The 20,605-nt window shown below is 63.7% G+C and carries 17 protein-coding genes and 2 pseudogenes; 15 read left to right on the top strand and 4 right to left on the bottom strand.

The window, feature by feature from the left end; all coding sequences use genetic code 11:
* Nucleotides 1–18: 18 nt before the first annotated feature.
* From ONR75_RS21185 to ONR75_RS21175, 3 genes and pseudogenes are all read left to right on the top strand, one after another.
* Complete coding sequence (locus tag ONR75_RS21185) at nucleotides 19–531, top strand: GNAT family N-acetyltransferase (protein WP_265078987.1); 513 nt, start codon at nucleotides 19–21, stop codon at nucleotides 529–531.
* Nucleotides 528–2,125 (top strand): annotated as a pseudogene (gene cimA / locus ONR75_RS21180) (citramalate synthase). The gene ONR75_RS21185 and the pseudogene cimA overlap by 4 nt, the downstream one beginning before the upstream one ends.
* A gap of 11 nt (nucleotides 2,126–2,136) precedes the next feature.
* Complete coding sequence (locus ONR75_RS21175; protein ID WP_265078986.1) at nucleotides 2,137–2,514, top strand: VOC family protein; 378 nt, start codon at nucleotides 2,137–2,139, stop codon at nucleotides 2,512–2,514.
* Between the two features lie 13 nt (nucleotides 2,515–2,527).
* Here the strand turns inward: ONR75_RS21175 and ONR75_RS21170 are convergent, their stop codons facing one another.
* Nucleotides 2,528–3,133 carry a TIGR00730 family Rossman fold protein gene (locus ONR75_RS21170; protein ID WP_265078985.1) on the bottom strand — a complete coding sequence of 202 codons (606 nt, stop codon included), beginning with the start codon at nucleotides 3,131–3,133 and terminating at the stop codon, nucleotides 2,528–2,530.
* Nucleotides 3,134–3,345: 212 nt separating this feature from the next.
* Between ONR75_RS21170 and ONR75_RS21165 the strand changes: the two genes are divergently transcribed.
* The 12 genes and pseudogenes from ONR75_RS21165 (at nucleotide 3,346) to ONR75_RS21110 (ending at nucleotide 17,072) form a co-directional block, all read left to right on the top strand.
* Entirely contained in the window at nucleotides 3,346–5,304 is a 1,959-nt protein-coding gene (locus ONR75_RS21165; protein WP_265078984.1) for an ABCB family ABC transporter ATP-binding protein/permease, read from the top strand.
* Between the two features lie 94 nt (nucleotides 5,305–5,398).
* Nucleotides 5,399–5,896, top strand: coding sequence for an endonuclease domain-containing protein (locus ONR75_RS21160; RefSeq protein WP_265078983.1), 498 nt, complete (start codon nucleotides 5,399–5,401; stop codon nucleotides 5,894–5,896).
* Nucleotides 5,806–6,504: a phosphatidylserine decarboxylase gene (locus ONR75_RS21155; RefSeq protein WP_265078982.1), complete on the top strand. Its 699-nt coding sequence runs from the start codon at nucleotides 5,806–5,808 to the stop codon at nucleotides 6,502–6,504. Before ONR75_RS21160 ends, ONR75_RS21155 begins: the two co-directional genes overlap by 91 nt.
* Nucleotides 6,505–6,584: 80 nt before the next feature.
* The gene (gene pssA / locus ONR75_RS21150) at nucleotides 6,585–7,460 is read left to right on the top strand and encodes a CDP-diacylglycerol--serine O-phosphatidyltransferase (RefSeq protein ID WP_265083753.1); all 876 of its coding nucleotides are present in this window, start codon (nucleotides 6,585–6,587) and stop codon (nucleotides 7,458–7,460) included.
* Between the two features lie 167 nt (nucleotides 7,461–7,627).
* Complete coding sequence (locus ONR75_RS21145) at nucleotides 7,628–8,347, top strand: RraA family protein (protein WP_265078981.1); 720 nt, start codon at nucleotides 7,628–7,630, stop codon at nucleotides 8,345–8,347.
* A 282-nt stretch (nucleotides 8,348–8,629) separates the two neighbouring features.
* Nucleotides 8,630–9,403 (top strand): motility protein A, encoded by a 774-nt coding sequence (locus ONR75_RS21140; protein ID WP_265078980.1) that lies wholly within the window; start codon nucleotides 8,630–8,632, stop codon nucleotides 9,401–9,403.
* A 32-nt stretch (nucleotides 9,404–9,435) separates the two neighbouring features.
* Nucleotides 9,436–10,265: pseudogene (locus ONR75_RS21135) on the top strand (flagellar motor protein MotB).
* Nucleotides 10,266–10,419: 154 nt separating this feature from the next.
* Entirely contained in the window at nucleotides 10,420–12,321 is a 1,902-nt protein-coding gene (locus ONR75_RS21130; RefSeq protein WP_265078978.1) for a potassium transporter Kup, read from the top strand.
* Between the two features lie 117 nt (nucleotides 12,322–12,438).
* The gene (locus ONR75_RS21125) at nucleotides 12,439–14,367 is read left to right on the top strand and encodes a potassium transporter Kup (RefSeq protein WP_265078977.1); all 1,929 of its coding nucleotides are present in this window, start codon (nucleotides 12,439–12,441) and stop codon (nucleotides 14,365–14,367) included.
* Between the two features lie 107 nt (nucleotides 14,368–14,474).
* Nucleotides 14,475–14,804 (top strand): rhodanese-like domain-containing protein, encoded by a 330-nt coding sequence (locus ONR75_RS21120; protein WP_265078976.1) that lies wholly within the window; start codon nucleotides 14,475–14,477, stop codon nucleotides 14,802–14,804.
* Nucleotides 14,805–14,810: 6 nt separating this feature from the next.
* Nucleotides 14,811–15,965, top strand: coding sequence for an aminotransferase (locus tag ONR75_RS21115; RefSeq protein WP_265078975.1), 1,155 nt, complete (start codon nucleotides 14,811–14,813; stop codon nucleotides 15,963–15,965).
* A gap of 9 nt (nucleotides 15,966–15,974) precedes the next feature.
* The gene (locus ONR75_RS21110) at nucleotides 15,975–17,072 is read left to right on the top strand and encodes a polyamine ABC transporter substrate-binding protein (protein WP_265078974.1); all 1,098 of its coding nucleotides are present in this window, start codon (nucleotides 15,975–15,977) and stop codon (nucleotides 17,070–17,072) included.
* Between the two features lie 183 nt (nucleotides 17,073–17,255).
* On the opposite strand, the gene ONR75_RS21105 is transcribed toward ONR75_RS21110, so the two are convergent.
* From ONR75_RS21105 to ONR75_RS21095, 3 genes are all read right to left on the bottom strand, one after another.
* Complete coding sequence (locus tag ONR75_RS21105) at nucleotides 17,256–18,188, bottom strand: lipid A biosynthesis lauroyl acyltransferase (RefSeq protein ID WP_265078973.1); 933 nt, start codon at nucleotides 18,186–18,188, stop codon at nucleotides 17,256–17,258.
* A complete protein-coding gene (locus ONR75_RS21100; protein ID WP_265078972.1) occupies nucleotides 18,188–19,210 on the bottom strand; it encodes a zinc-binding dehydrogenase in 1,023 nt (340 codons plus the stop codon). Before ONR75_RS21100 ends, ONR75_RS21105 begins: the two co-directional genes overlap by 1 nt.
* Nucleotides 19,211–19,302: 92 nt before the next feature.
* Entirely contained in the window at nucleotides 19,303–20,583 is a 1,281-nt protein-coding gene (locus ONR75_RS21095; RefSeq protein ID WP_265078971.1) for a beta-ketoacyl-ACP synthase, read from the bottom strand.
* Between the last annotated feature and the right edge of the window lie 22 nt (nucleotides 20,584–20,605).

Below are 20,605 nucleotides of genomic sequence, written 5' to 3'. Positions count from 1 at the left end.
GGGATACTGGTGAGCGGGATGGGACAGGCAATGCCACAACCGGGGCTGCGGCCGTTCCTGCCGGCGGATACGCCGATCCTGGCTGCGATCTTCGTGGCCAGCATCGGCGAGTTGACGGGCGACGATTACAGCGAGACGCAGCAGGCCGCCTGGGCCAGCGCCGTCGACGACGAAGCCGCATTCGGCAAGCGGCTGGGCTCACAGCTGACGTTGATCGCAACGCTGCAGAACTCGCCGGTTGGCTTTGCTTCGCTGAAGGGCGCCGATCACATCGATCTGCTCTATGTCCACCCCAGCGCCGTGCTGCGCGGCGTGGGCGCCATGCTGTGCGACGCGCTGGAAAAACTCGCCGGCGCCCGCGGCGCCAAGAGTCTGACCGTCGATGCCAGCGACAATGCGCAGGAGTTCTTCCTCAAGCGCGGCTATGTCGCGACCCGCCGCAGCACGATCACCATGGGCGATGAATGGCTCGCTAACACCGCCATGACCAAGACGCTGGCCGGAGCCGGAGCGTCGGGAGCGGCGACGTGAGCCGCGAACGCCTCTATCTGTTCGACACCACGCTGCGCGACGGTGCGCAGACCAATGGCGTCGATTTCTCGCTGCACGACAAGCGGCTGATCGCCGACATGCTGGACGAGCTCGGCATCGACTATGTCGAAGGCGGCTATCCCGGCGCCAATCCCACCGATACCGAATTCTTCGCCACCAAATCCCCCTGACGAACGCCACGTTCACTGCCTTCGGCATGACGCGGCGACCCGGTCGTTCGGCGTCGAACGATCCCGGCCTGGCCCTGCTGCTGGAAGCCAAGGCCGACGCGATCTGCTTTGTCGCCAAGGCATCCGCCTATCAGGTGCGCGTGGCGCTGGAGACCACCAACGAGGAAAACCTCGCCTCGATCCGCGACAGCGTCAGCGCCGCGAAAGCGGCGGGCCGCGAAGTGCTGCTCGACTGCGAGCATTTCTTCGATGGCTACAAGGAGGATGCGTCGTTCGCGCTGGCCTGCGCCAAGGCAGCATATGACGCGGGCGCGCGCTGGGTGGTGCTGTGCGACACCAATGGCGGCGCCATGCCGCACGAAATATCCGAGATCGTCGGCGAAGTGGTGAAGATCATCCCCGGCAGCCATGTCGGCATCCACGCCCATAACGATACCGAACAGGCGGTCGCCAATTCGCTGGCCGCCGTGCGCGCCGGTGCGCGTCAGATCCAGGGCACGCTGAACGGGCTCGGCGAACGTTGCGGCAACGCCAACCTGTGTTCGCTGATCCCGACCCTGCGGCTGAAGCCGGAGTTCGCTGATGCTTTCGAGATCGGCGTATCGGCGGAGAAGATGGCGACGCTGATGCGGGTGTCGCGCACGCTGGACGACATGCTCAACCGCGCGCCGAACCGCCATGCGCCCTATGTCGGCGAAAGCGCCTTCGTCACCAAGACCGGTATTCACGCCTCCGCCGTGATGAAGGATCCGCACACCTACGAACATGTGGCGCCGGAGGCGGTGGGCAATCACCGCAAGGTGCTGGTGTCCGACCAGGCCGGGCGCTCCAACGTGATCGCCGAACTGGAGCGGGCCGGGATTCCGTTCAGCAAGGCCGATCCGAAACTGGCGCGGCTCGTCGAGGAGATGAAGGAGCGCGAGGCGGCGGGCTATGCCTATGAGTCGGCAAATGCCTCGTTCGATCTGCTGGCGCGGCGCACGCTCGGCAAGGTGCCGGAGTATTTTCGCGTCGAACAGTTCGACGTCAACACCGAGCAACGCTACAATTCCAATGGCCAGCGCGTCACGGTGGCCATGGCGGTGGTCAAGGTCGAGGTTGCCGGCGAGATACTGATCTCGGCGGCGGAGGGCAACGGCCCCGTCAATGCGCTCGACGTCGCACTGCGGAAAGATCTCGGCAAGTATCAGAAGTACATCGATGGGCTGAAGCTGATCGACTACCGCGTGCGGATCCTCAATGGCGGTACGGAGGCGGTGACCCGGGTGCTGATCGAGAGCGAGGACGAGCTGGGCGAGCGCTGGACCACTGTCGGCGTGTCGCCCAATATCATCGATGCCTCGTTCCAGGCGCTGATGGATTCCGTGGTCTACAAGCTCGTGAAGTCGAACGCGCCAGCCTGAGGATTTCAGCCATGATCGACCACGTCTCGCTCGCAGTCAGCAATCTCGAGCGGTCGATGCCGTTCTATGAGCAGGTCTTCGCCGCGCTCGGCATGACCAGGCTGGTGACGCGGCCGGGGATGGTCGGGTTCGGCAAGGCCTATCCGGAAGTGTGGATCAATCTGCGCGCCGGATTGAAGCCGCTATCGCCGGACAATGGCGTACACTTGTGCCTGCGGGCCAGGACAACGGCGGAGATCGATGCGTTTCATGCCGCGGCGGTGGCAGCAGGCGGCACCTCGGAAAGCGCGCCGTCGCTGCGACCGCATGACCGGGTGCGCTATTATGCGACCTTCGTGGCAGACCCCGACGGCAACCGCATCGAGGCGGTGACGTTTCCGAACGAATGACGTTGGCTGAGAGCTAAAGCCGGGTGGCGACTTCGGGCGCCAGCTCCTTGGCTTCTTCCGACGCCTTGGCCGCGGCGGCGCGAAGCCGGGGCAGGATGTCCTCGACCCGTTCGGCTTTCAGGACTTCGAGCGGCAGGGTGGGTCGGATGAAGGCCGTGCTGCGCATGTGGTCCAGCAATTCGAGCAGCGGTTCCCAGAAATTATCGATATTGGCGAGCAGGATTGGCTTGCTGTGCCTGCCTAGTTGCTGCCAGGTCAGCTGCTCGACCAGCTCTTCCAGAGTGCCGATACCGCCGGGCAGGGCGACGAAGGCGTCGGAGCGCTCGAACATCAGTCGCTTGCGCTCGTGCATGTCGTGGGTGACGATCATTTCCTGCGCCCGCGACAGCGCGTTTTCGCGCTTGGTCAGGAAGTCCGGGATGATGCCCGTCACGGTGCCGCCGTGATCCAGCACCGAGGTGGCCACCGCGCCCATCAGGCCGATCGAACCGCCGCCATACACCAGGCCGACGCCATTTTCGGCAAGCGACTTGCCGAGCGCGATGGCCGATTCGACGAAGCTGGGATTGGTGCCCGGGCCGGAGCCGCAATAGACACAGACGGTTTTGATAATGCTCATGGAATCCATGTGGCACTGCGGAATGACAGCGTCAAGACATGGAAAGCGCGGCCGGGAGCGATTTCGTGCTGGAAAGTGCGGCAAACCGGAAAATCCATGCCGTCCAAGGGGTGCGGGAGGCGACCGGGCACGCTATATGTCGGCGATCATGACAGTGCCCAGAAATGCCAGACCACGGCCGCTCGCTGCCCTCCCTACTTGCGGGGCGGTGAATGTCTAATCCCCACCACGCCCGCCAGCCCGACCAGGTCGCGCAGGCGCCGGAAAATACCACCGAACGTGCAACGCTGCTCGGAACGCTTGCGCACCTGTGGCCGTATATCTGGCCCGGCGACCGCGCCGACCTGAAGATGCGGGTGCTGTGGTCGATGGTGCTGCTGGTGTTCGCCAAGCTGGCGACGCTGACCGTGCCGTTCACCTTCAAATGGGCCATTGACGCCCTGACCGGCGCGGATACCGCCCCGGTCCAGCCGTCGAGTTGGGCGCTCTGGCTGGTCGCCTCGCCGCTGCTCATGACCGGGAGCTACGGCCTGATCCGCGTGCTGATGGCGGTGCTGACGCAGTGGCGCGACGGCATCTTCGCCAAGGTGGCGATGCATGCGGTGCGCAAGCTGGCGTACCTGACCTTCGTGCACATGCATGAACTGTCGCTGCGGTTCCATCTGGAACGCAAGACCGGCGGCCTGACAAGGGTGCTGGAACGCGGCCGGCTCGGCATCGAAGTCATCGTCCGGATGGTGATCCTGCAACTCGTGCCGACCATCGTCGAGGTCACGCTGCTGATGGGCGTGCTGCTCTGGCAGTTCGACTGGCGCTACGTGCTGGTGACGCTGATCACCGTCGTGGTCTACATGTACTACACCTACATCGCCACCGAATGGCGGATCGAGATCCGCCGCCGGATGAACGATTCCGACACCGAGGCCAATACCAAGGCGATCGACTCGCTGCTGAATTACGAGACCGTCAAGTATTTCAGCGCCGAGCAACGCGAGGCGGAGCGCTACGACCGCTCGATGGAACGCTACGAGCGCGCCTCGGTGAAGACCTACACGTCGCTGGCGGTCCTCAACACTGGGCAGGCCATCATCTTCACCTGCGGTCTGACTGCGACCATGCTGATGTGCGCCGTAGGCGTGCGCAATGGCACCAATACGGTCGGCGATTTCGTCATGGTCAACGCCATGATGATCCAGCTCTACCAGCCGCTGAATTTCATGGGCATGGTGTATCGCGAGATCAAGCAGGCGGTGATCGACATCGAGAAGATGTTCGGCGTCCTGCAGCGCAATCCCGAGGTCAAGGATCTGCCCGGCGCCAAGCCGCTGGTGGTGACGTCAGGCAACGTGCGCTTCGACAACGTGCAGTTCTCCTACGATCCGGAGCGCCCGATCCTGAAGGGGCTGTCCTTCGAGGTGCCGGCTGGCAAGACCGTGGCGATCGTCGGGCCGTCCGGTGCCGGCAAGTCGACCATCTCGCGGCTGTTGTTCAGGCTCTATGACGTGTCCGGCGGCACGATTTCGATCGACGGCCAGAACATCCGCAATATCACGCAATCCTCGCTGCGCGCGGCCATCGGCATGGTGCCGCAGGACACGGTGCTGTTCAACGACACCATCCGCTACAACATCCGCTACGGCCGCTGGGATGCGACCGACGCGGAGGTGGAGGAGGCGGCGAAGATGGCGCAGATCGACGGCTTCATCCGCATGTCGCCCAAGGGCTACGAGACCGAGGTCGGCGAGCGCGGCCTGAAACTGTCGGGCGGCGAGAAGCAGCGCGTGGCCATCGCCCGCACTGTGCTCAAGGGCCCGCCGATCCTGCTGCTGGACGAAGCCACCTCGGCGCTCGACAGCCACACCGAACAGGAAATCCAGGACGCGCTGGAAAAGGTCTCACGCAACCGCACGTCGCTGGTGATCGCGCATCGGCTCTCCACCATTGTCGGCGCCGACGAGATCATCGTGCTGGATCAGGGCCGCATCGCCGAGCGCGGCACGCATGCGCAGTTGCTGGCAGCCCACGGTCTCTACGCCAGTATGTGGAACCGGCAGCGCGAGGCGCAGGAAGCCCGCGAGAAACTGGCGATGATCGCGGATGACGACAAGGCGCCGAACCGGGCGCCGCCGGCGGTCGATGACCTGCTGACGACGCCCGACGCCGCGGAGTAGCTTTCTTTCTTCCCTCGCCCCCGAGTGCAGCGAAGCTGCGCTTGGGGAGAGGGTGGCTCGACCGCGCATTTGCGCGGGCGAGACGGGAGAGGGGATGTCACGAGCGTTCGCCAAATCCTTGCGCGCGAATATGACGGACGCCGAACGGCGGCTTTGGTATCGGCTGCGCGCACACCGCCTGGAAGGCATCAAATTCAAGCGGCAGGTCCCAATCGGGAAGTACGTAGCCGATTTCGCCTGTATGGAGCGGAAGTTGCTGGTCGAAGTGGATGGCAGCCAGCACGCGGAAAGAGCTTCCGACGTCGAGCGGACGAAATGGCTAGAAGATCAAGGGTTTCGTATCCTGCGGTTCTGGAATAATGAAGTCCTGAACGAGACGAACGCGGTGCTGGAGATCATTCTGGCCACCGTGATCGCCGTCAGCCCCTCTCCCGGCGCGCCTGGCGGCGCGCCACCCTCTCCCGACGGGGAGAGGGGAAAGAAGAATAGAGCGCAGCTTCCATGTCCATCGCCAATTCCATCCGCGCGCAAATCCCGCCGATCCACAAGGAAGGCCATCCGTTCATCGGCGCTTTCGCGCTGGCGACGCTGATCCTGTTCTGGATCTGGACGCCGCTCGGCTGGATCGGAACCGTGCTGACCGTGTGGTGTGCGCTGTTCTTCCGCGATCCGGTGCGGGTGACGCCGGTGCGGGAAGGCATCGTGGTGTCCCCGGCCGACGGGCGGGTGTCGTTGATCTCGATGGTCCTGCCGCCGGCCGAACTCGGTCTCGGCGACCAGCCGCTGCTGCGGATTTCGATCTTCATGAGCGTGTTCAATTGCCACGTGAACCGCAGTCCGGTGACCGGCCGGATCGATCGGATCGCCTATCGTCCGGGCAAATTCATCAATGCCGAACTCGACAAGGCCAGTGAGGACAACGAGCGAAATTCGCTGGTGATTTCGATCCCCGGCGGCCGCATCGGCGTGGTGCAGATTGCCGGCCTGGTGGCGCGGCGGATCGTCTCGTTCGTCCGCGAAGGCCAGACCCTGGGTGCCGGCGAGCGTTTCGGCCTGATCCGCTTCGGCTCGCGGCTCGACGTCTATCTGCCGGAGGGCACCAAATCGCTGGTTTCCGTGGGCCAGACCGCGGTGGCCGGCGAGACCGTGCTGGCCGATTTCCAGCTCGGCGATGGCGGACGCACTTTCCGGGTCGATTAACCGCGTCGCCCGCCGGTTTGTGTCTGTCGCCGCCACAATGGCGGAGCAGGGTGGCGTTTGCTATAGAGAGCCCCATGCAAATGCCCATCGATCCCAAATCGACCGAGATGCGTCGCCGCCGGTTCCACCCGATTCCGGTCCGGATGCTGGTACCCAACGTGATCACCCTGCTGGCGATCTGCGCCGGGTTGACGGCGATTCGGCTGTCCACCGAGGGGCGAATGGAGCTGGCGGTGGCCGCCATCGTCTTTGCCGCGGTGCTCGATGGCGTCGACGGGCGCGTCGCCCGCATGATCAAGGGGCAGTCGAAGTTCGGCGCGGAGCTCGACAGCTTGGCGGATTTCGTCAATTTCGGCGTTGCGCCGGGCCTCATCCTGTATTTCTGGCAGCTGCATGACCTGAACAATGTTGGCTGGATCGCCGCCATGATCTTCGCCATCGGCGGCGGGCTGCGTCTGGCGCGCTTCAACGCGACCCTCGACGATCCCAACAAGCCGCCCTTCGCCGCCAATTTCTTCACCGGCGTGCCGGCGCCGCTTGGCGCGATCACGGTGCTGCTGCCGATTTACCTGTCGTTCCTGGGCATGCCGATGCCGCCGGCCGTGCTGACGGCGCTGTTCACGTTGCTGATCGGATTCTTGATGGTGTCCCGGCTGCCGGTATTTTCCGGCAAGGCCGTCAAGATGCGCGTGCCGCGTGAAATGGTGTTGCCCGTGGTCGTCGCGGCGGTGTTGTTCATCGCGCTGCTGATCAGCTACCCGTGGCACATCCTGTCGATTGTTTCCGTCGCCTATCTGCTGAGCCTGCCGTGGGGCTGGAAGTCCTACCGTGAGCAGGAACGCAACCTTGCGGCCCAGGCCGAGGCGGCTGTCGATCCTATGGCGCCTGCCGGTCCGGCGTCGCCCTATGCGCCGTCCACGCCCGAGCTTCCCCCGCTGACCGGCCCGGCCGCCTGAACTGACCTGCCGATCCGCGCTTGAGACCGCTGTGCCGTCCCCACGGCGCAGCGATTTCGCATGGATCGCCGGCAGCCAATGGGCTGGCCGTCGGAAGTCGGCTATATGCGAGGTGCGACCATCCGGCAAAGACCGGATGCATGACCCAGAAAAGCAGGAGAAACGCCTTGACAAACCCCGCGACCGGACCGCTGCCCGCGTCCACGCTCGAAGCGTTGGCGCGCTACGATACGCCGACGATCTGCAACGCCATGGAGGTCGTCGCGCCGGAACGCCGGCTGGTCGGTTACACCACCAAGCCGCTGGTTTGCCCGTTTCCCGATCTGCCGCCGATGGTTGGCTATGCCCGCACGGTCACGATCCGCTCCGTCCTGGCCTCGGGCCTGACGCCAGCCGAGCAATCGGCGCGGCGGATTGCCTATTATGAATATGTCGGCACCGGCGTGGGGCCGCGCATCAGCGTGATCCAGGATATCGACGGTGCCGATGTGGGCTATGGCGCATTCTGGGGCGAGGTCCAGAGCGCCGTGCACAAGGCGCTCGGTTGCCTCGGCGTCATTACCGACGGATCGATCCGCGACATTCCGCAATGGGCTCCGGGCTTCCAGGCGCTGGCAGGCTCGATCGGCCCGTCGCATGCGTACGTCCATGCCGAGAACTTCGGCGGCGAGGTGCGGGTCGCCGGGATGACGGTGCGCTGCGGCGATTTGATCCATGCCGACCGTCATGGCGCGGTGGTGATACCGATCGACCTCGCCGCAAAGCTTCCCGATGCCGCCGAACTTTGCGGCCGTCGCGAGACGCCCATTCTCGACATCGCCCGAAGTGCCGACTTCTCCCTCGCACGGCTCAAGGAAGCGCTGGCGAGGTCGGCGGAGATTCACTGACGCCGCAGTAGTGGTCTCATCCGTTTGTCCCGCGCGCCGCCCATTGCGGGACAAACGTGGTTAGCAAAGCGTGAAGGCGTGCGATCCGCGTGCTCAGCCGTGTGGTTAAGTACCACTTTGCAAGCACACGGCGGTTTTCGCGCGTGCTTCGGCCATTGAGTACAGTAAGCTTTACGGGTCTTTAATGGCGCTCCAGCTAGGTTGATGTTGCGCGGCTCAATTTGAGCGGCGCGCCGTCCAGCACGGACGATCGTTTGCGCATGCGTAGCGTCGGAGTTGACCATGGATATCATGACGAGTGCCGGCCTCATTGGCGGCATGGCCGTTATCACCTTGATGGTGTTCATGGGCGGCGATCTCCACATGTTCATTTCCGAGCATGCCATGATCATCATCTTCGGCGGATCGATCACCGCCACGATGATCCGCTTCCCGCTCGGCGTCATGATGCACGGCCTGCCGCTGGGCGCGAAGTTCGCGTTCACCATGAGCCGGCTGTCGGCCCGCGACCTGGTGGAAGAACTGGCGCGCATTGCCGAGATCGCCCGCAAGCAGGGGCCGGTCGGACTGGAAAAGGTGGAGACCGACGAACCCTTCCTCGCCAAGGGCATCCGCTTCGTCGCCGACGGTTACGACCTCGAATTCATCCGCGACAATCTTGAACGCGACCGCGACAATTTTCTGATGCACCTCGACGAGGGCAGCAAGATCTATCGCGCGATCGGCGACTGCGCGCCGGCCTTCGGCATGATCGGTACGCTGATCGGCATGGTGCAGATGTTCTCCAACATGTCGGATCCCTCCAAGCTCGGCCCGTTCATGGCGACGGCGCTGCTGGCGACCTTGTACGGCGCGCTGGTGGCCAACCTGTTCTGTCTGCCCATCGCCGACAAGCTGCACGGCAAGAAGATCGACGAAGACACCAACCGAACGCTGATCATCGACGGCATCCTGATGATCCGCGATTCCAAGAGTCCGACGCTGGTGCGCGAAATGCTGCTGGCCTATCTGCCCGAGAAGCATCGACACGAAGAAGGCGAGCCGGTCCCGGCATAGTCCGCGGCTGACGACGGACCGGAATTAGGGCAATGGCCAAGAAGAAAAAGCTGAGGAGCATGCTGGCGGCCACGGCTGGTTCGTGACCTTCGCGGACCTGATGGGTCTGCTGATGAGCTTCTTCGTGATGCTTGTGTCCTATTCGACCCAGGATACTGCGAAGCTCAAGATCGTCGCCGGTTCGATGCGCGACGCGTTCGGCGTCCAGTCCGATGCACGCTATTCCGGCGTCATCGAATCCGACGGCTTGCCGACGCGCGGCCAGACCAAGAACAAGGCGCACGTTTCGCCCGAAGAAGCCTCCAACATCACCAGCCCCGACGAAACCGCAAGCGGTCGGCCCGCCGGCGCCAAGCTGAAGATGGACCGCGAGTTCGCGCTGGCATCGGCTTCGCTGCGACAGGCGCTGCAGGACATGCCGGAGATCAGCGAGATCTCGAAGAACATCATGTTCGAGGAAACCAGCCAAGGGCTCAACCTGGAGATCATCGACCAGAACGGCCGTTCAATGTTTGCCGACGGCTCCAAGGCACCCTACGAGCGCACCCGCATGCTGTTGCAGAAACTGGCCGTGCCGCTGAAGGCCACGCCGTTGCGGGTGGCGATCGTCGGCCATACCGCCGCGGGCTTCGTGCCGTCACGAAGCGAATATGACGCGTTTGACCTTTCCGCCGACCGCGCCAATGTGGTGCGCCAGATCCTGGAGCGGGAAGGGCTGCCGCCGGCCCACGTGTTCTCGGTGTCCGGCAAGGCCGACAGCCAGCCGCTGTTCCCTGACGATCCGTCAATGGCGGCCAACCGGCGGGTGACCATTACCCTGATGCGGGAACCGCCGCCGCTGCCGCCCAATCTGAAGCCATAACAGGGCGCGGATGGCTGTTTCGGCGCCTGGTTCCGGAAAACCCGGCTTCCGGCGGCACGAGCCAAGAAATATGCTATAATCTGTCGGTTGACTGGTCATGTCCGGCACGCCATAGCCGGGATCGAAATCACCGACAGGGCATCCCCTTCCCGCCATGGCAATCAGCGAAACATCAACCGAAGTCCCGACCGAGGCGCCGGTCACGACAGGATTTTGGCAGCTCACGCTCGGTGCCATCGGCGTGGTGTTCGGCGATATCGGCACATCGCCCCTTTACGCCTTTCGCGAGGCCGTCGGTGCCGCTGCGCATGGGGAACCGGTCACACGAGCCATCGTGCTCGGCGTGCTGTCACTGATCCTCTGGGCGCTGTTCATCGTCGTCACCGCCAAATACGTGCTGCTGCTGCTGCGGGCCGACAATAACGGCGAGGGCGGCACGCTCTCATTGATGGCGCTCGGGCAACGGGCCCTGGGGCGGCGGAGTTGGCCACTGCTGGCGCTAGGCGTGGTCGGCGCCTCGATGTTCATCGGCGATTCGATGATCACGCCGGCGATCTCCGTGCTGTCCGCAGTGGAAGGCCTCAAGCTCGCGGCGCCGGCGCTGGAGCACTACGTCGTGCCGCTCACGGTGGTCATTCTCGTCGTGCTGTTTTCTGTGCAGCGCATCGGAACGGCAAAGGTGGCCTCCGCCTTCGGGCCGGTCATGATCGCATGGTTCATCACGCTGGCACTGATGGGGCTGTATCACATCAGCGACGATCCCTCGGTGCTGGCTGCGATCAACCCATATTACGCCATCCAGTTTCTGTTTACGCATGGCGAAATCGGACTGGTGACGCTCGGTGCGGTGTTTCTCGCGGTCACCGGCGGCGAAGCGCTTTATGCCGATCTCGGCCATTTCGGCCGCAAGCCGATCCAGACCGGATGGTTCTACTTCGTGTTGCCGGCACTGCTGATCAACTATTTCGGACAGGGCGCGCTTGTGCTGTCCCATCCGGCGGCGATCGAGAATACCTTCTATCGCATGGTGCCCGAGGCCGTGCTGGTGCCGCTGATCATCCTGGCAACCGCGGCAACGGTGATCGCCAGCCAGGCGGTGATTACCGGTGCGTATTCGCTGGTCCGTCAGGCCGTTCAACTCGGCCTGCTGCCGCGTTTCGAAGTGCGCTACACGTCGGAAACCCATGCCGGCCAGATCTATCTGCCGCGGGTCAATCGACTGCTGCTGATCGGTGTGCTGCTGCTGGTGATGCTGTTCCGGACCTCCAGCGGACTGGCGTCGGCCTATGGTATTGCTGTCTCCACGACCATGGTGGCCGACGGCATCATGGGCTTTGTGGTGATCTGGAAACTGTGGAACTGGAAGGCGGCGACGGCTGCCGCCGTGATCGTGCCCTTCGTGGTGGTCGACATGACCTTCTTCAGCGCCAACTTCCTGAAGCTGCTGGAAGGCGCCTGGGTCCCGCTGATGTTCGGTCTGACCATGACCGTGGTGATCTGGACCTGGCGCCGGGGTGCGGCAATCCTTATCAACAAGACGCGGCGCATCGAGGTGCCGCTCGTCGATCTGATCAAGAGCCTGGAAAAGCGCCCGCCGCATATCGTCAAGGGTACCGCGGTGTTCCTGACAAGCGATCCCAATTTCGTGCCCACTGCGCTGCTCCACAATCTCAAGCACAACAAGGTTCTCCACGAACACAACGTGATCCTGACCATCGAGACCGGACAGACGCCGCGCGTCGACCCCGCCGAGCGGGTTCGCATGGAAAACATCAGCGACAAGTTTTCCACCGTCAGGCTGCGCTTCGGCTTCATGGAATCGCCGAACGTGCCCAAGGCGCTTGTGATCGCGCGGAAGCTCGGCTGGCAGTTCGACATCATGGCGACGTCGTTCTTTGTGTCGCGGCGCTCGCTGAAGCCGTCGGCGCAGTCCGGCATGCCGCTATGGCAGGATCACCTGTTCATTGCCCTGAGCCGTTCGGCCAACGACGCGACCGACTATTTCCAGATTCCGACCGGCAGGGTGGTCGAAGTCGGGACCCAGGTGACCATCTGATTTCCCACAATTCTGCATGGCTGTAGACTAAATTAGCGGTATGCTATGCCTTCTGCGCAGGGCTATAAGCCCGCTCGCTTTGCCCGGTTCAGTGAAGCCATTTTCGAGGCACATCCGATGACCACCGAGACTGCAGTGCCCGCCGCGGAAACGCCGGCGGAGAAGGGCCATGCGGACACCCATTCCACCGCTGGCTTCAAATCGCTGATGCTGGGCAGCATCGGCGTTGTGTACGGGGACATCGGCACCAGCCCGCTCTACGCCCTCAGGGAGGCCCTGGTGGCGGCCGGAGGGCATACCGCGGCCGGCGTGAGCAACGCGGCGGTCCTGGGCGTCCTGTCGTTGATCCTGTGGGCCCTGATCATCGTGGTGACGATGAAATATGTCGTGATCCTGCTGCGCGCCGACAATAACGGCGAGGGCGGTACCTTGGCACTGATGGCGCTCGCGCAGCGTGCGGTCGGCTCCGGCAGTGCCGTGATCATCCTGCTGGGGATCATCAGCGGCGCTCTGTTCTATGGCGACGCCGTGATTACGCCCGCACTGTCGGTACTCTCCGCCATCGAGGGCATGAAGCTGGTGACGTCGGCATTCGACGCCTACGTCGTGCCCTTGACCATCATCATCCTGCTGGTTCTTTTCGCGGTACAGTCGCGGGGCACGGCCCGGGTGGCCGCCTTTTTCGGGCCGGTCATGTGTGTCTGGTTCGCCGTGATTGCGATTGCCGCGATCCCGCCGATCTTCAAGCATCCCGAAGTGCTGTTTGCGCTGAACCCCATGCACGCTTTCTCATTCATGTTTCACCACGGCATCATCGGGTTTGTTACGCTCGGCGCGGTGTTTCTGGCGGTGACCGGCGCCGAGGCGCTGTATGCGGACCTCGGGCATTTCGGCAAACGTCCGATCCAGACCGCATGGCTGGCCATCGTGCTGCCGTCGCTGGCGCTGAACTATCTCGGGCAGGGCGCCCTGGTGATCGGCGACCCCACCGCGTTGGAAAACCCGTTCTTCCTGATGTTTCCGGACTGGGCGCTGCTGCCGATGGTCTTGCTCGCCACGGTGGCGACGGTCATCGCCAGCCAGGCGGTCATCACCGGCGCCTATTCGCTGACGCGACAAGCGATTCAGCTCGGTCTGCTGCCGCGCTTCGAGATCAAGCACACCTCGGAGTCGCACTCAGGCCAGATCTACATTCCCCGCGTCAACATGCTGCTGCTGATCAGCGTCGTGCTGCTGGTGCTGCTGTTCCGCTCGTCGAGCGCGCTGGCCTCGGCCTATGGCATCTCGGTGACCGGCACGATGGTGGTCACGGCGATGATGGGCTTCGTGGTCATCTGGCGCGTCTGGAAGTGGAAGCCGTGGGCGGCGGCCGCCCTGATCGTGCCGTTCCTGCTGCTCGATCTCACTTTCCTTGCTGCCAACCTGCTCAAGGTGTTCGAGGGCGGCTGGGTGCCGCTGGCGCTCGGCGGCGTGGTCATCATGCTGATGTATACGTGGCGGCGCGGAAGCCGGCTCTTGTTCGAGAAATCCCGCAAGCTGGAATTCCCGCTCAAAGATCTCGTCGCGATGCTGGAGAAGCGACCGCCGCAGCGCGTGTCGGGCACCGCCGTTTTCCTCACCAGCGATCCGGAAAGCGCGCCGACCGCACTGATGCATAGTCTGAAGCACTACAAGGTGCTTCACGAGAAGAATGTTATTCTTACCATCGAGACAGCGCCGACGCCGCGGATCGACCCCGCCGAACGGGTGCGCTTCGAGGAGATCAGCGCCACCTTTTCCAAGGTGACGCTGCGCTTTGGTTTCATGGAATCCCCTAACGTGCCGAAGGCGCTGGCGATCGCACGAAAACTCGGTTGGCAATTCGACATCATGTCGACGTCGTTCTTCCTGTCCCGCCGCGCGCTCAAGCCGGCGGCCCACTCCGGCATGCCGCGCTGGCAGGACCTTCTGTTCATAGCGCTCAGCCGCACCGCCAACGACGCCACCGACTATTTCCAGATTCCCACCGGGCGCGTGGTGGAAGTGGGTACACAGGTCACGATCTGACCGCGGGGTGCTTGATTTTCCGCGCGCCAAAGGCGAGTTTGGCGGGTCATCGCAGATACGATCGACGTGGCAATTCGTTCCGCAAGGCGGAGCGCGGGGAGGTTCTGGTGACAGGTAACAGTGTTGAGGATTTGGCGCCGGACGACGTCGCCAAGGGGATCGCCGACGGTCGCTATCTGCTGATCGACGTGCGCGAGCCCAACGAGGTCGCCGTCGAGGCCTATCCGGATGCCGTCGTGGTTCCGTTGTCGGGCTTCGATGCGAAGGACATTCCCGACCCCCAGGGCAAGCAGGTTGTGTTCGCCTGCCGTTCCGGCAAGCGCTCGGTGACTGCGTCGCTGGCGGCGCAGGCCGCCGGGTTCGCTTACGACAAGCATCTCGCCGGCGGCATGCTTGGCTGGAAAGCGGCAGGTCTGCCGTCCAAGACCGGCGGCTGATCCTCGATGAATCCAATCTTTGCGAACCTGCCCGTCACGGTGTTCGAGGCGATGTCGCAGCTTGCGCGCGACAACAACGCCATCAATCTCGGGCAGGGCTTTCCCGACGATCCCGGCCCCCTGGATATCCGCCAGGCCGCGGCCGATGCGGTGCTGAACGGCTACAACCAGTATCCCTCGATGATGGGTCTGCCGGAACTGCGCCAGGCCATCGCGACCCATTATGGGCACTGGCACGGCCTCAACCTGGATCCGACGACGGAGGTCATGGTGACGTCCGGCGGCACCGAGGCCCTGACCACGGCGATCCTCGCGGTGGTCGAGCCCGGCGACGAGGTCGTGTGTTTCCAGCCGGTCTATGATTCCTATCTGCCGGTGATCCGCCAGGCAGGCGGCATTCCGCGGCTGGTGCGTCTCAAGCCGCCGCACTGGCGCCTCACCGAAGAGGACCTGCGCGCGGTCTTCAATCACAAGACCAAGGCGGTGCTGTTCAACAATCCGCTCAATCCAGCGGCGGTGGTCTATCCGCGCGAGGACCTCGAACTGCTGGCAAAATTCTGTCAGGAGTTCGACACCATCGCGATCTGCGACGAGGTCTGGGAGCACGTGGTGTTCGAAGGCTTCAAGCATATTCCGCTGATGTCGATGCCCGGCATGCGCGATCGCACCATCAAGATCGGCTCCGCCGGCAAGATCTTCTCGTTGACCGGCTGGAAGATCGGCTTCGTCTGCGCCGCGCCGCCGTTGTTGCGGGTCTGCGCCAAGGTGCACCAGTTTCTCACCTTCACCACCGCGCCCAACCTGCAGGTCGCCGTCGCCTATGGACTCGGCAAGGCCGACGAATTCTTCAAGGAGATGCAGACCGATCTGGCGCGCAGCCGCGACCGCCTCGCAGCGGGGCTCGAGCGCATCGGCTTTCCCGTGATCCAGTCGCAGGGCACTTATTTCCTCACGGTGGATCTCTCGCCGCTCGGCCTCAACGAGACCGACGAGGCGTTCTGCAAGCGCATCGTCCATGACTACAAGGTCGCCGCGATCCCGGTGTCGGCATTCTACGAGGAAGATCCGGTGACATCGGTGGTGCGGTTCTGCTTCGCCAAGAAGGATGCGACGCTGGACACCGCGCTGGAGCGGCTGTCGGACGCGGTGCATCGACGCTAGGAGAAAGTCGTGGGCATCGGGATTTGCAAGATCACAAGTCTCATCGCCGCGCTGGCATTGTCGCTCCCGGCGCGGGCGCAGGAGCGGGTGGTCAATTTCTACAACTGGTCCAACTATATGGCTCCGGGAGTCCTCGATGACTTTACCCGGGAGACCGGCATCAAGGTCGTCTACGACACGTTCGACGCCAACGAGACGCTGGAGACCCGGCTGCTCGCCGGCAAGTCCGGCTACGACGTGGTCGTCCCTACGGCCTATTTTCTGCAGCGCCAGATCGCCGCAAAAATCTTCCAGAAGCTCGACAGGGCGAAGCTGCCCAATCTTGCCAACGCATGGGACGTTGTCACCAGTCGTCTCAATGTCTACGATCCCGGCAACCAGTTTGCCGCCAACTACATGTGGGGCACCACCGGCATCGGCTACAACGTCAAGGCGACGGAGAAAATCCTCGGACCCGGCGCCAGGATCGACAGCTGGGACATCGTGTTCAAGCCGGAGACCATCGCGAAATTCAAGGATTGCGGCATCCACATGCTGGATTCCGCTGACGACATCCTGCCGGCGGCGCTGAGCTATCTCGGTCTCGATCCCAATTCGACCAAGGCAGGCGATCTCGAAAAGGCGGCCGATCTCGTCAGCAGGATCAGGCCTTACGTGCGCAAATTTCATTCGTCTGAATATCTCAGCGCGCTGGCCACCGGTGAGATCTGCCTCGTGGTCGGCTGGTCCGGCGACATCAAGCAGGCGCAGCGTCGCGCCGCCGAGGCCAATAACGGCGTCGAGATCGGCTATGCCATCCCGAAGGAGGGCGCGCAGATGTTCCTGGACAATCTCGCGATCCCGGCGGACGCCAAGAACGTCGATGAGGCCTATGCGCTGATCAACTATCTCTACCGGCCGGAGGTCGCCGCCAAGAATTCGGATTACCTGTCATATGCCAACGGCAATCTCGCCAGCCAGAAGCTGATCGATCCGAAGATCCTTGATGACAAGACCGTCTACCCGGACGAAGCGACGCTGAAGAAGCTGTTCGTCATCACCGCGCGCGACCCGGCGACCCAGCGTGTGATCAATCGCCTGTGGACGAAAGTGAAGACGGGGAGGTAAGTCTCTGTCGTTGCTCCGATACGCAACTGTCGTCGCCCGGCCTGGCGCGCAATTGTGCGCCTGGACCGGGCGATCCAGTCATCGCGCGATCGTTAAAGCCGATCAGCCTGCGTTTACTGGATCCCCGCATGCGCGGGGATGACAAGCGCGTAGGCGCCGCCGCCGGTAGACTTCAGAACAAGCTTACCGCCAGCGGCGATGCAGCCACAGCCACTGGTCCGGATATTCGCGGATCCAGCCCTCCAGCACGGAGGTCACCGCCTGCATGGTGCCCTGCACGTCGACCTTGCCGTCGGCGGTGCGCACTGGCTTCACTTCCTCGGACAACTCGGCGCGAAAACGGTGGCCGGGCAGGCGGATGATGCGGACGCCATGGATCGGGCAATCGACCTGGCGCAGCAGCCGCGCCAGCATGGGATTGGCTTTTGTCTTGCGGCCGAAGAAATCGACCTCGACGCCATTGGTGAACCACTGGTCCACCAGCATGGCCACATGCTGGCCGTCGCTCAGGGCATGCGCCAGCTTCACCGGCGCGTCGTGGCTGGCCGCGACCATTGTCCCCATATTGACCGCACGGATCTGCTCGATGACGCGGTTGACGGCCTCGATGTTCGGTCGGCGATAGAGAACAGTGGCCTCGAGTCCGTGGGCTACGGCTGCGAGCGCCGGCAATTCCCAGTTGCCGATATGGGCGGCGAAGATCAGTGCGGGCTTGCCGTCGAGGCGGAGTTGCGCGAACAGCTCGTGGGTGCGCTCAGGGATTTCGATGCGGCTGAGTTCGGGATGCGCGGGGTCGTGCTCCCAGACGTGATCGAGATGCGCGAACTCGGCGGCGAACCGACCCATGTTGCCCCACACGCCGGCGAGAATTTTCTCGATCTCTTCCGGAGATTTTTCCGGGAAGGCCGCGGTGAGGTTGGCGCGGCCGATCTTGTCCTCGCGAAACAGCGGGCCGATCTTCTGCGTGATCTTCGCAAACAGGTCGGCGGTCTTGATCGGATCGAAATAGCGGGTGGTGCGGAGCAGCGCGATGGTCAGCGCCCCGACCACAGCCTCGCCCGCCGGCTTGATGGCGTCGCGGATGCGGGCGCGGGTGCGGAGGAACAGCCGCAGCATCAGAAGTGAACGATGATCTTGCCGAACACCTGACGGCTCTCCATGCGCTTCAGGGCCGGCTCGACGTCGTCCATCGAGACTTCGGTGTCGATCACCGGCAGCATGCCGTCGGCCATCTTGTCGAGGCTCTCCGCAATGTTCTTCATGGTGGCGCCGAACGAACCGAAGATGCGGTACTGCTGCTGGAACAGCTGCATCAGGTTGATGGTCGTGGTCGGGCCGGAGGTCGAGCCGCAGGTGACCAGACGGCCGCCGCGCTTCATCACCAGCAATGAGCCGTTGAACGTATCGGCACCGACGTGTTCGAACACGACGTCGACGCCCTTCTTCTTGGTGATCTTGCGCGTCTCGCCCTCAAAGCGATCCTTGCGGTAGTTGATCACATGGTCGGCGCCCAGCGCCTTGACGCCTTCGATCTTGGAATCGTCGCCCACCGTGGTGATCACCGTGCAGCCGATCTTCTTGGCCATCATGATGGCAGCGGTGCCGATGCCGGAGCCGCCGGCGTGCACCAGAATGGTTTCGCCGGGCTGCAGCTTGGCGTTGTCGAACAGCATGTGCTGCACGGTGGAGAATGCGATCGGCGCGCAGGCGGCGTCGCGCAGGCTCACATTGTCGGGGACGGGGATCACGAGCCGCGCCGGCATGTTCATCAGCTCGCGGGAAAAGCCGTCGAGGTGGAAGCCGTAAAGGCCGCCGACGTTTTCGCAGAAATTGTCGCGGCCTTCGATACAGGGCTTGCAGACGCCGCAGGTCTTGGCGCCGTACATCACGACCTTCTGGCCGGGCTTGAAGTTGGTCACGCCTTCGCCGACCGCAGCGATCTCGCCGGAAGCCTCGGCGCCGACGGCCAGCGGCAGCTTGCGCTTGGCGAAGGCCATGCCGCGAAAGCCCCAGACGTCGATGTGGTTCAGCGCCACCGCCTTGACGCGGATCTGTACCTCGCCGGCCTCCGGCGGCGGTGGGGCAGGCTGATCGACGACGACGAGCTCACGGTCGGCAACGAGATTGAGCGCACGCATGAACTGCGTCTCCGGCAATAAAGTGATTTCTGATGGTTGCGTATCGCCGGTTCACGCTATGGCGTCAACCGGCGCAGGGAGTTACGCGCGGGCTAAATCGGCTCGCGGGTCAGGATCAGCGAGGCGTTCTGGCCGCCGAAGCCGAACGAATTCGACATCACCGCGGTGACACGTGCGTCGCGTGCGGTATTGGGGACCACGTCGAACGGGATCGCCGGATCGGGAACATCGTAGTTGATGGTCGGCGGGATCCGCTGGTGCTCGAGCGTGAGCAGCGAGAACACCGCCTCCACCGCACCAGCGGCGGAGAGGGTGTGGCCGACCATGGACTTGTTCGATGAGACCGGGATCTGCTTGGCGCGCTCGCCGAACACCGTGGAGATGCCGAGATACTCCATCTTGTCGTTCTCCGGCGTGCCGGTGCCGTGAGCATTGATGTAGTCAATCTGGTCGGAGCTGAGGCCGGCATCGTCCAGCGCCTTGTGGACGCAGCCGACGATCGGCTTGCCGTCCGGGCTCGAGCGGGTGCGGTGGAAGGAGTCGGCGAGTTCGCCGCAGCCGGCGACAATGCCGAGAATCTTCGCGCCGCGCGCCTGCGCGGCTTCCAGGCTTTCCAGCACCAGCGCACCGGCGCCTTCCGCCATGACAAAACCATCGCGGTTCTTGGCGAATGGCCGCACCGCGGCCTGCGGCTGATCGTTGTGCGTGGAGAGCGCCGACAGCAGCGAGAAGCGGATCAGCGCTTCCGGATTGACCGAGCCGTCGGTGCCGACGCACAGCGCTGCATCGGCTTCCCCGCGGCGGATAGCTTCGACGCCGAGCTGGATCGCGGTGGCACCCGAGGCGCAGGCCGTCGAGGTGGAGATCGGCGAGCCCTTGGTGCCGAACGTCTCCGCGAGGTGATCAGCCACCGAGCCGAACATGAAACGGTTGTGATAGGCGGTGAACTTGCCGCCGGACGCGACGCGCAGCAGGGCATCATAGTCGATGTCGGTATTGGCGCCGGTGGCGCGCGCCACGGCCTGGCGCTGCGGCCATTCCACTTCGACGGGCGCCACGGCCAGAAACAGCGGGCCGGGGAAATCGCCTTTGCTGCCGAGGCCTGCCTGCGCCACGGCTTCCTCGGTCGCGATATCCGCGAGCTTCTCCGACAGGTCGGTCGACGAGAACGGATCGACGGGAACGAAGTCGACCGTCCCGGCCATCGTCGTCTTCATGCCATCGATGGGAAATCGCGTGATGGTGCGGATGCCGGATTCGCCGGCGGTCAGCTTGGCCCAGTTGTCGGACTTGCCCGCGCCGAGCGAGGTCACCACGCCCATGCCGGTTACGACGACGATCGGTCGGCCGAATTTATCGCGTGTTGCGCTCATGATCTCTCCGTCGCGGTTCAAC

This window comes from Rhodopseudomonas sp. P2A-2r, from assembly GCF_026015985.1.
GTDB lineage: Bacteria > Pseudomonadota > Alphaproteobacteria > Rhizobiales > Xanthobacteraceae > Tardiphaga.
Note: the sequence above shows the minus strand (reverse complement) of the source record. Positions and strands in the feature narration are given on the sequence as shown.

Coding starts and splice junctions, on each gene's coding strand:
- ONR75_RS21185 (WP_265078987.1), top strand. CDS start 19: ATGGGACAGGCAATGCCACAACCGGGGCTGCGGCCGTTCCTGCCGGCG.
- ONR75_RS21175 (WP_265078986.1), top strand. CDS start 2,137: ATGATCGACCACGTCTCGCTCGCAGTCAGCAATCTCGAGCGGTCGATG.
- ONR75_RS21170 (WP_265078985.1), bottom strand. CDS start 3,133: ATGAGCATTATCAAAACCGTCTGTGTCTATTGCGGCTCCGGCCCGGGC.
- ONR75_RS21165 (WP_265078984.1), top strand. CDS start 3,346: ATGTCTAATCCCCACCACGCCCGCCAGCCCGACCAGGTCGCGCAGGCG.
- ONR75_RS21160 (WP_265078983.1), top strand. CDS start 5,399: ATGTCACGAGCGTTCGCCAAATCCTTGCGCGCGAATATGACGGACGCC.
- ONR75_RS21155 (WP_265078982.1), top strand. CDS start 5,806: ATGTCCATCGCCAATTCCATCCGCGCGCAAATCCCGCCGATCCACAAG.
- pssA (WP_265083753.1), top strand. CDS start 6,585: ATGCCCATCGATCCCAAATCGACCGAGATGCGTCGCCGCCGGTTCCAC.
- ONR75_RS21140 (WP_265078980.1), top strand. CDS start 8,630: ATGGATATCATGACGAGTGCCGGCCTCATTGGCGGCATGGCCGTTATC.
- ONR75_RS21130 (WP_265078978.1), top strand. CDS start 10,420: ATGGCAATCAGCGAAACATCAACCGAAGTCCCGACCGAGGCGCCGGTC.
- ONR75_RS21125 (WP_265078977.1), top strand. CDS start 12,439: ATGACCACCGAGACTGCAGTGCCCGCCGCGGAAACGCCGGCGGAGAAG.
- ONR75_RS21115 (WP_265078975.1), top strand. CDS start 14,811: ATGAATCCAATCTTTGCGAACCTGCCCGTCACGGTGTTCGAGGCGATG.
- ONR75_RS21105 (WP_265078973.1), bottom strand. CDS start 18,188: ATGCTGCGGCTGTTCCTCCGCACCCGCGCCCGCATCCGCGACGCCATC.
- ONR75_RS21100 (WP_265078972.1), bottom strand. CDS start 19,210: ATGCGTGCGCTCAATCTCGTTGCCGACCGTGAGCTCGTCGTCGTCGAT.
- ONR75_RS21095 (WP_265078971.1), bottom strand. CDS start 20,583: ATGAGCGCAACACGCGATAAATTCGGCCGACCGATCGTCGTCGTAACC.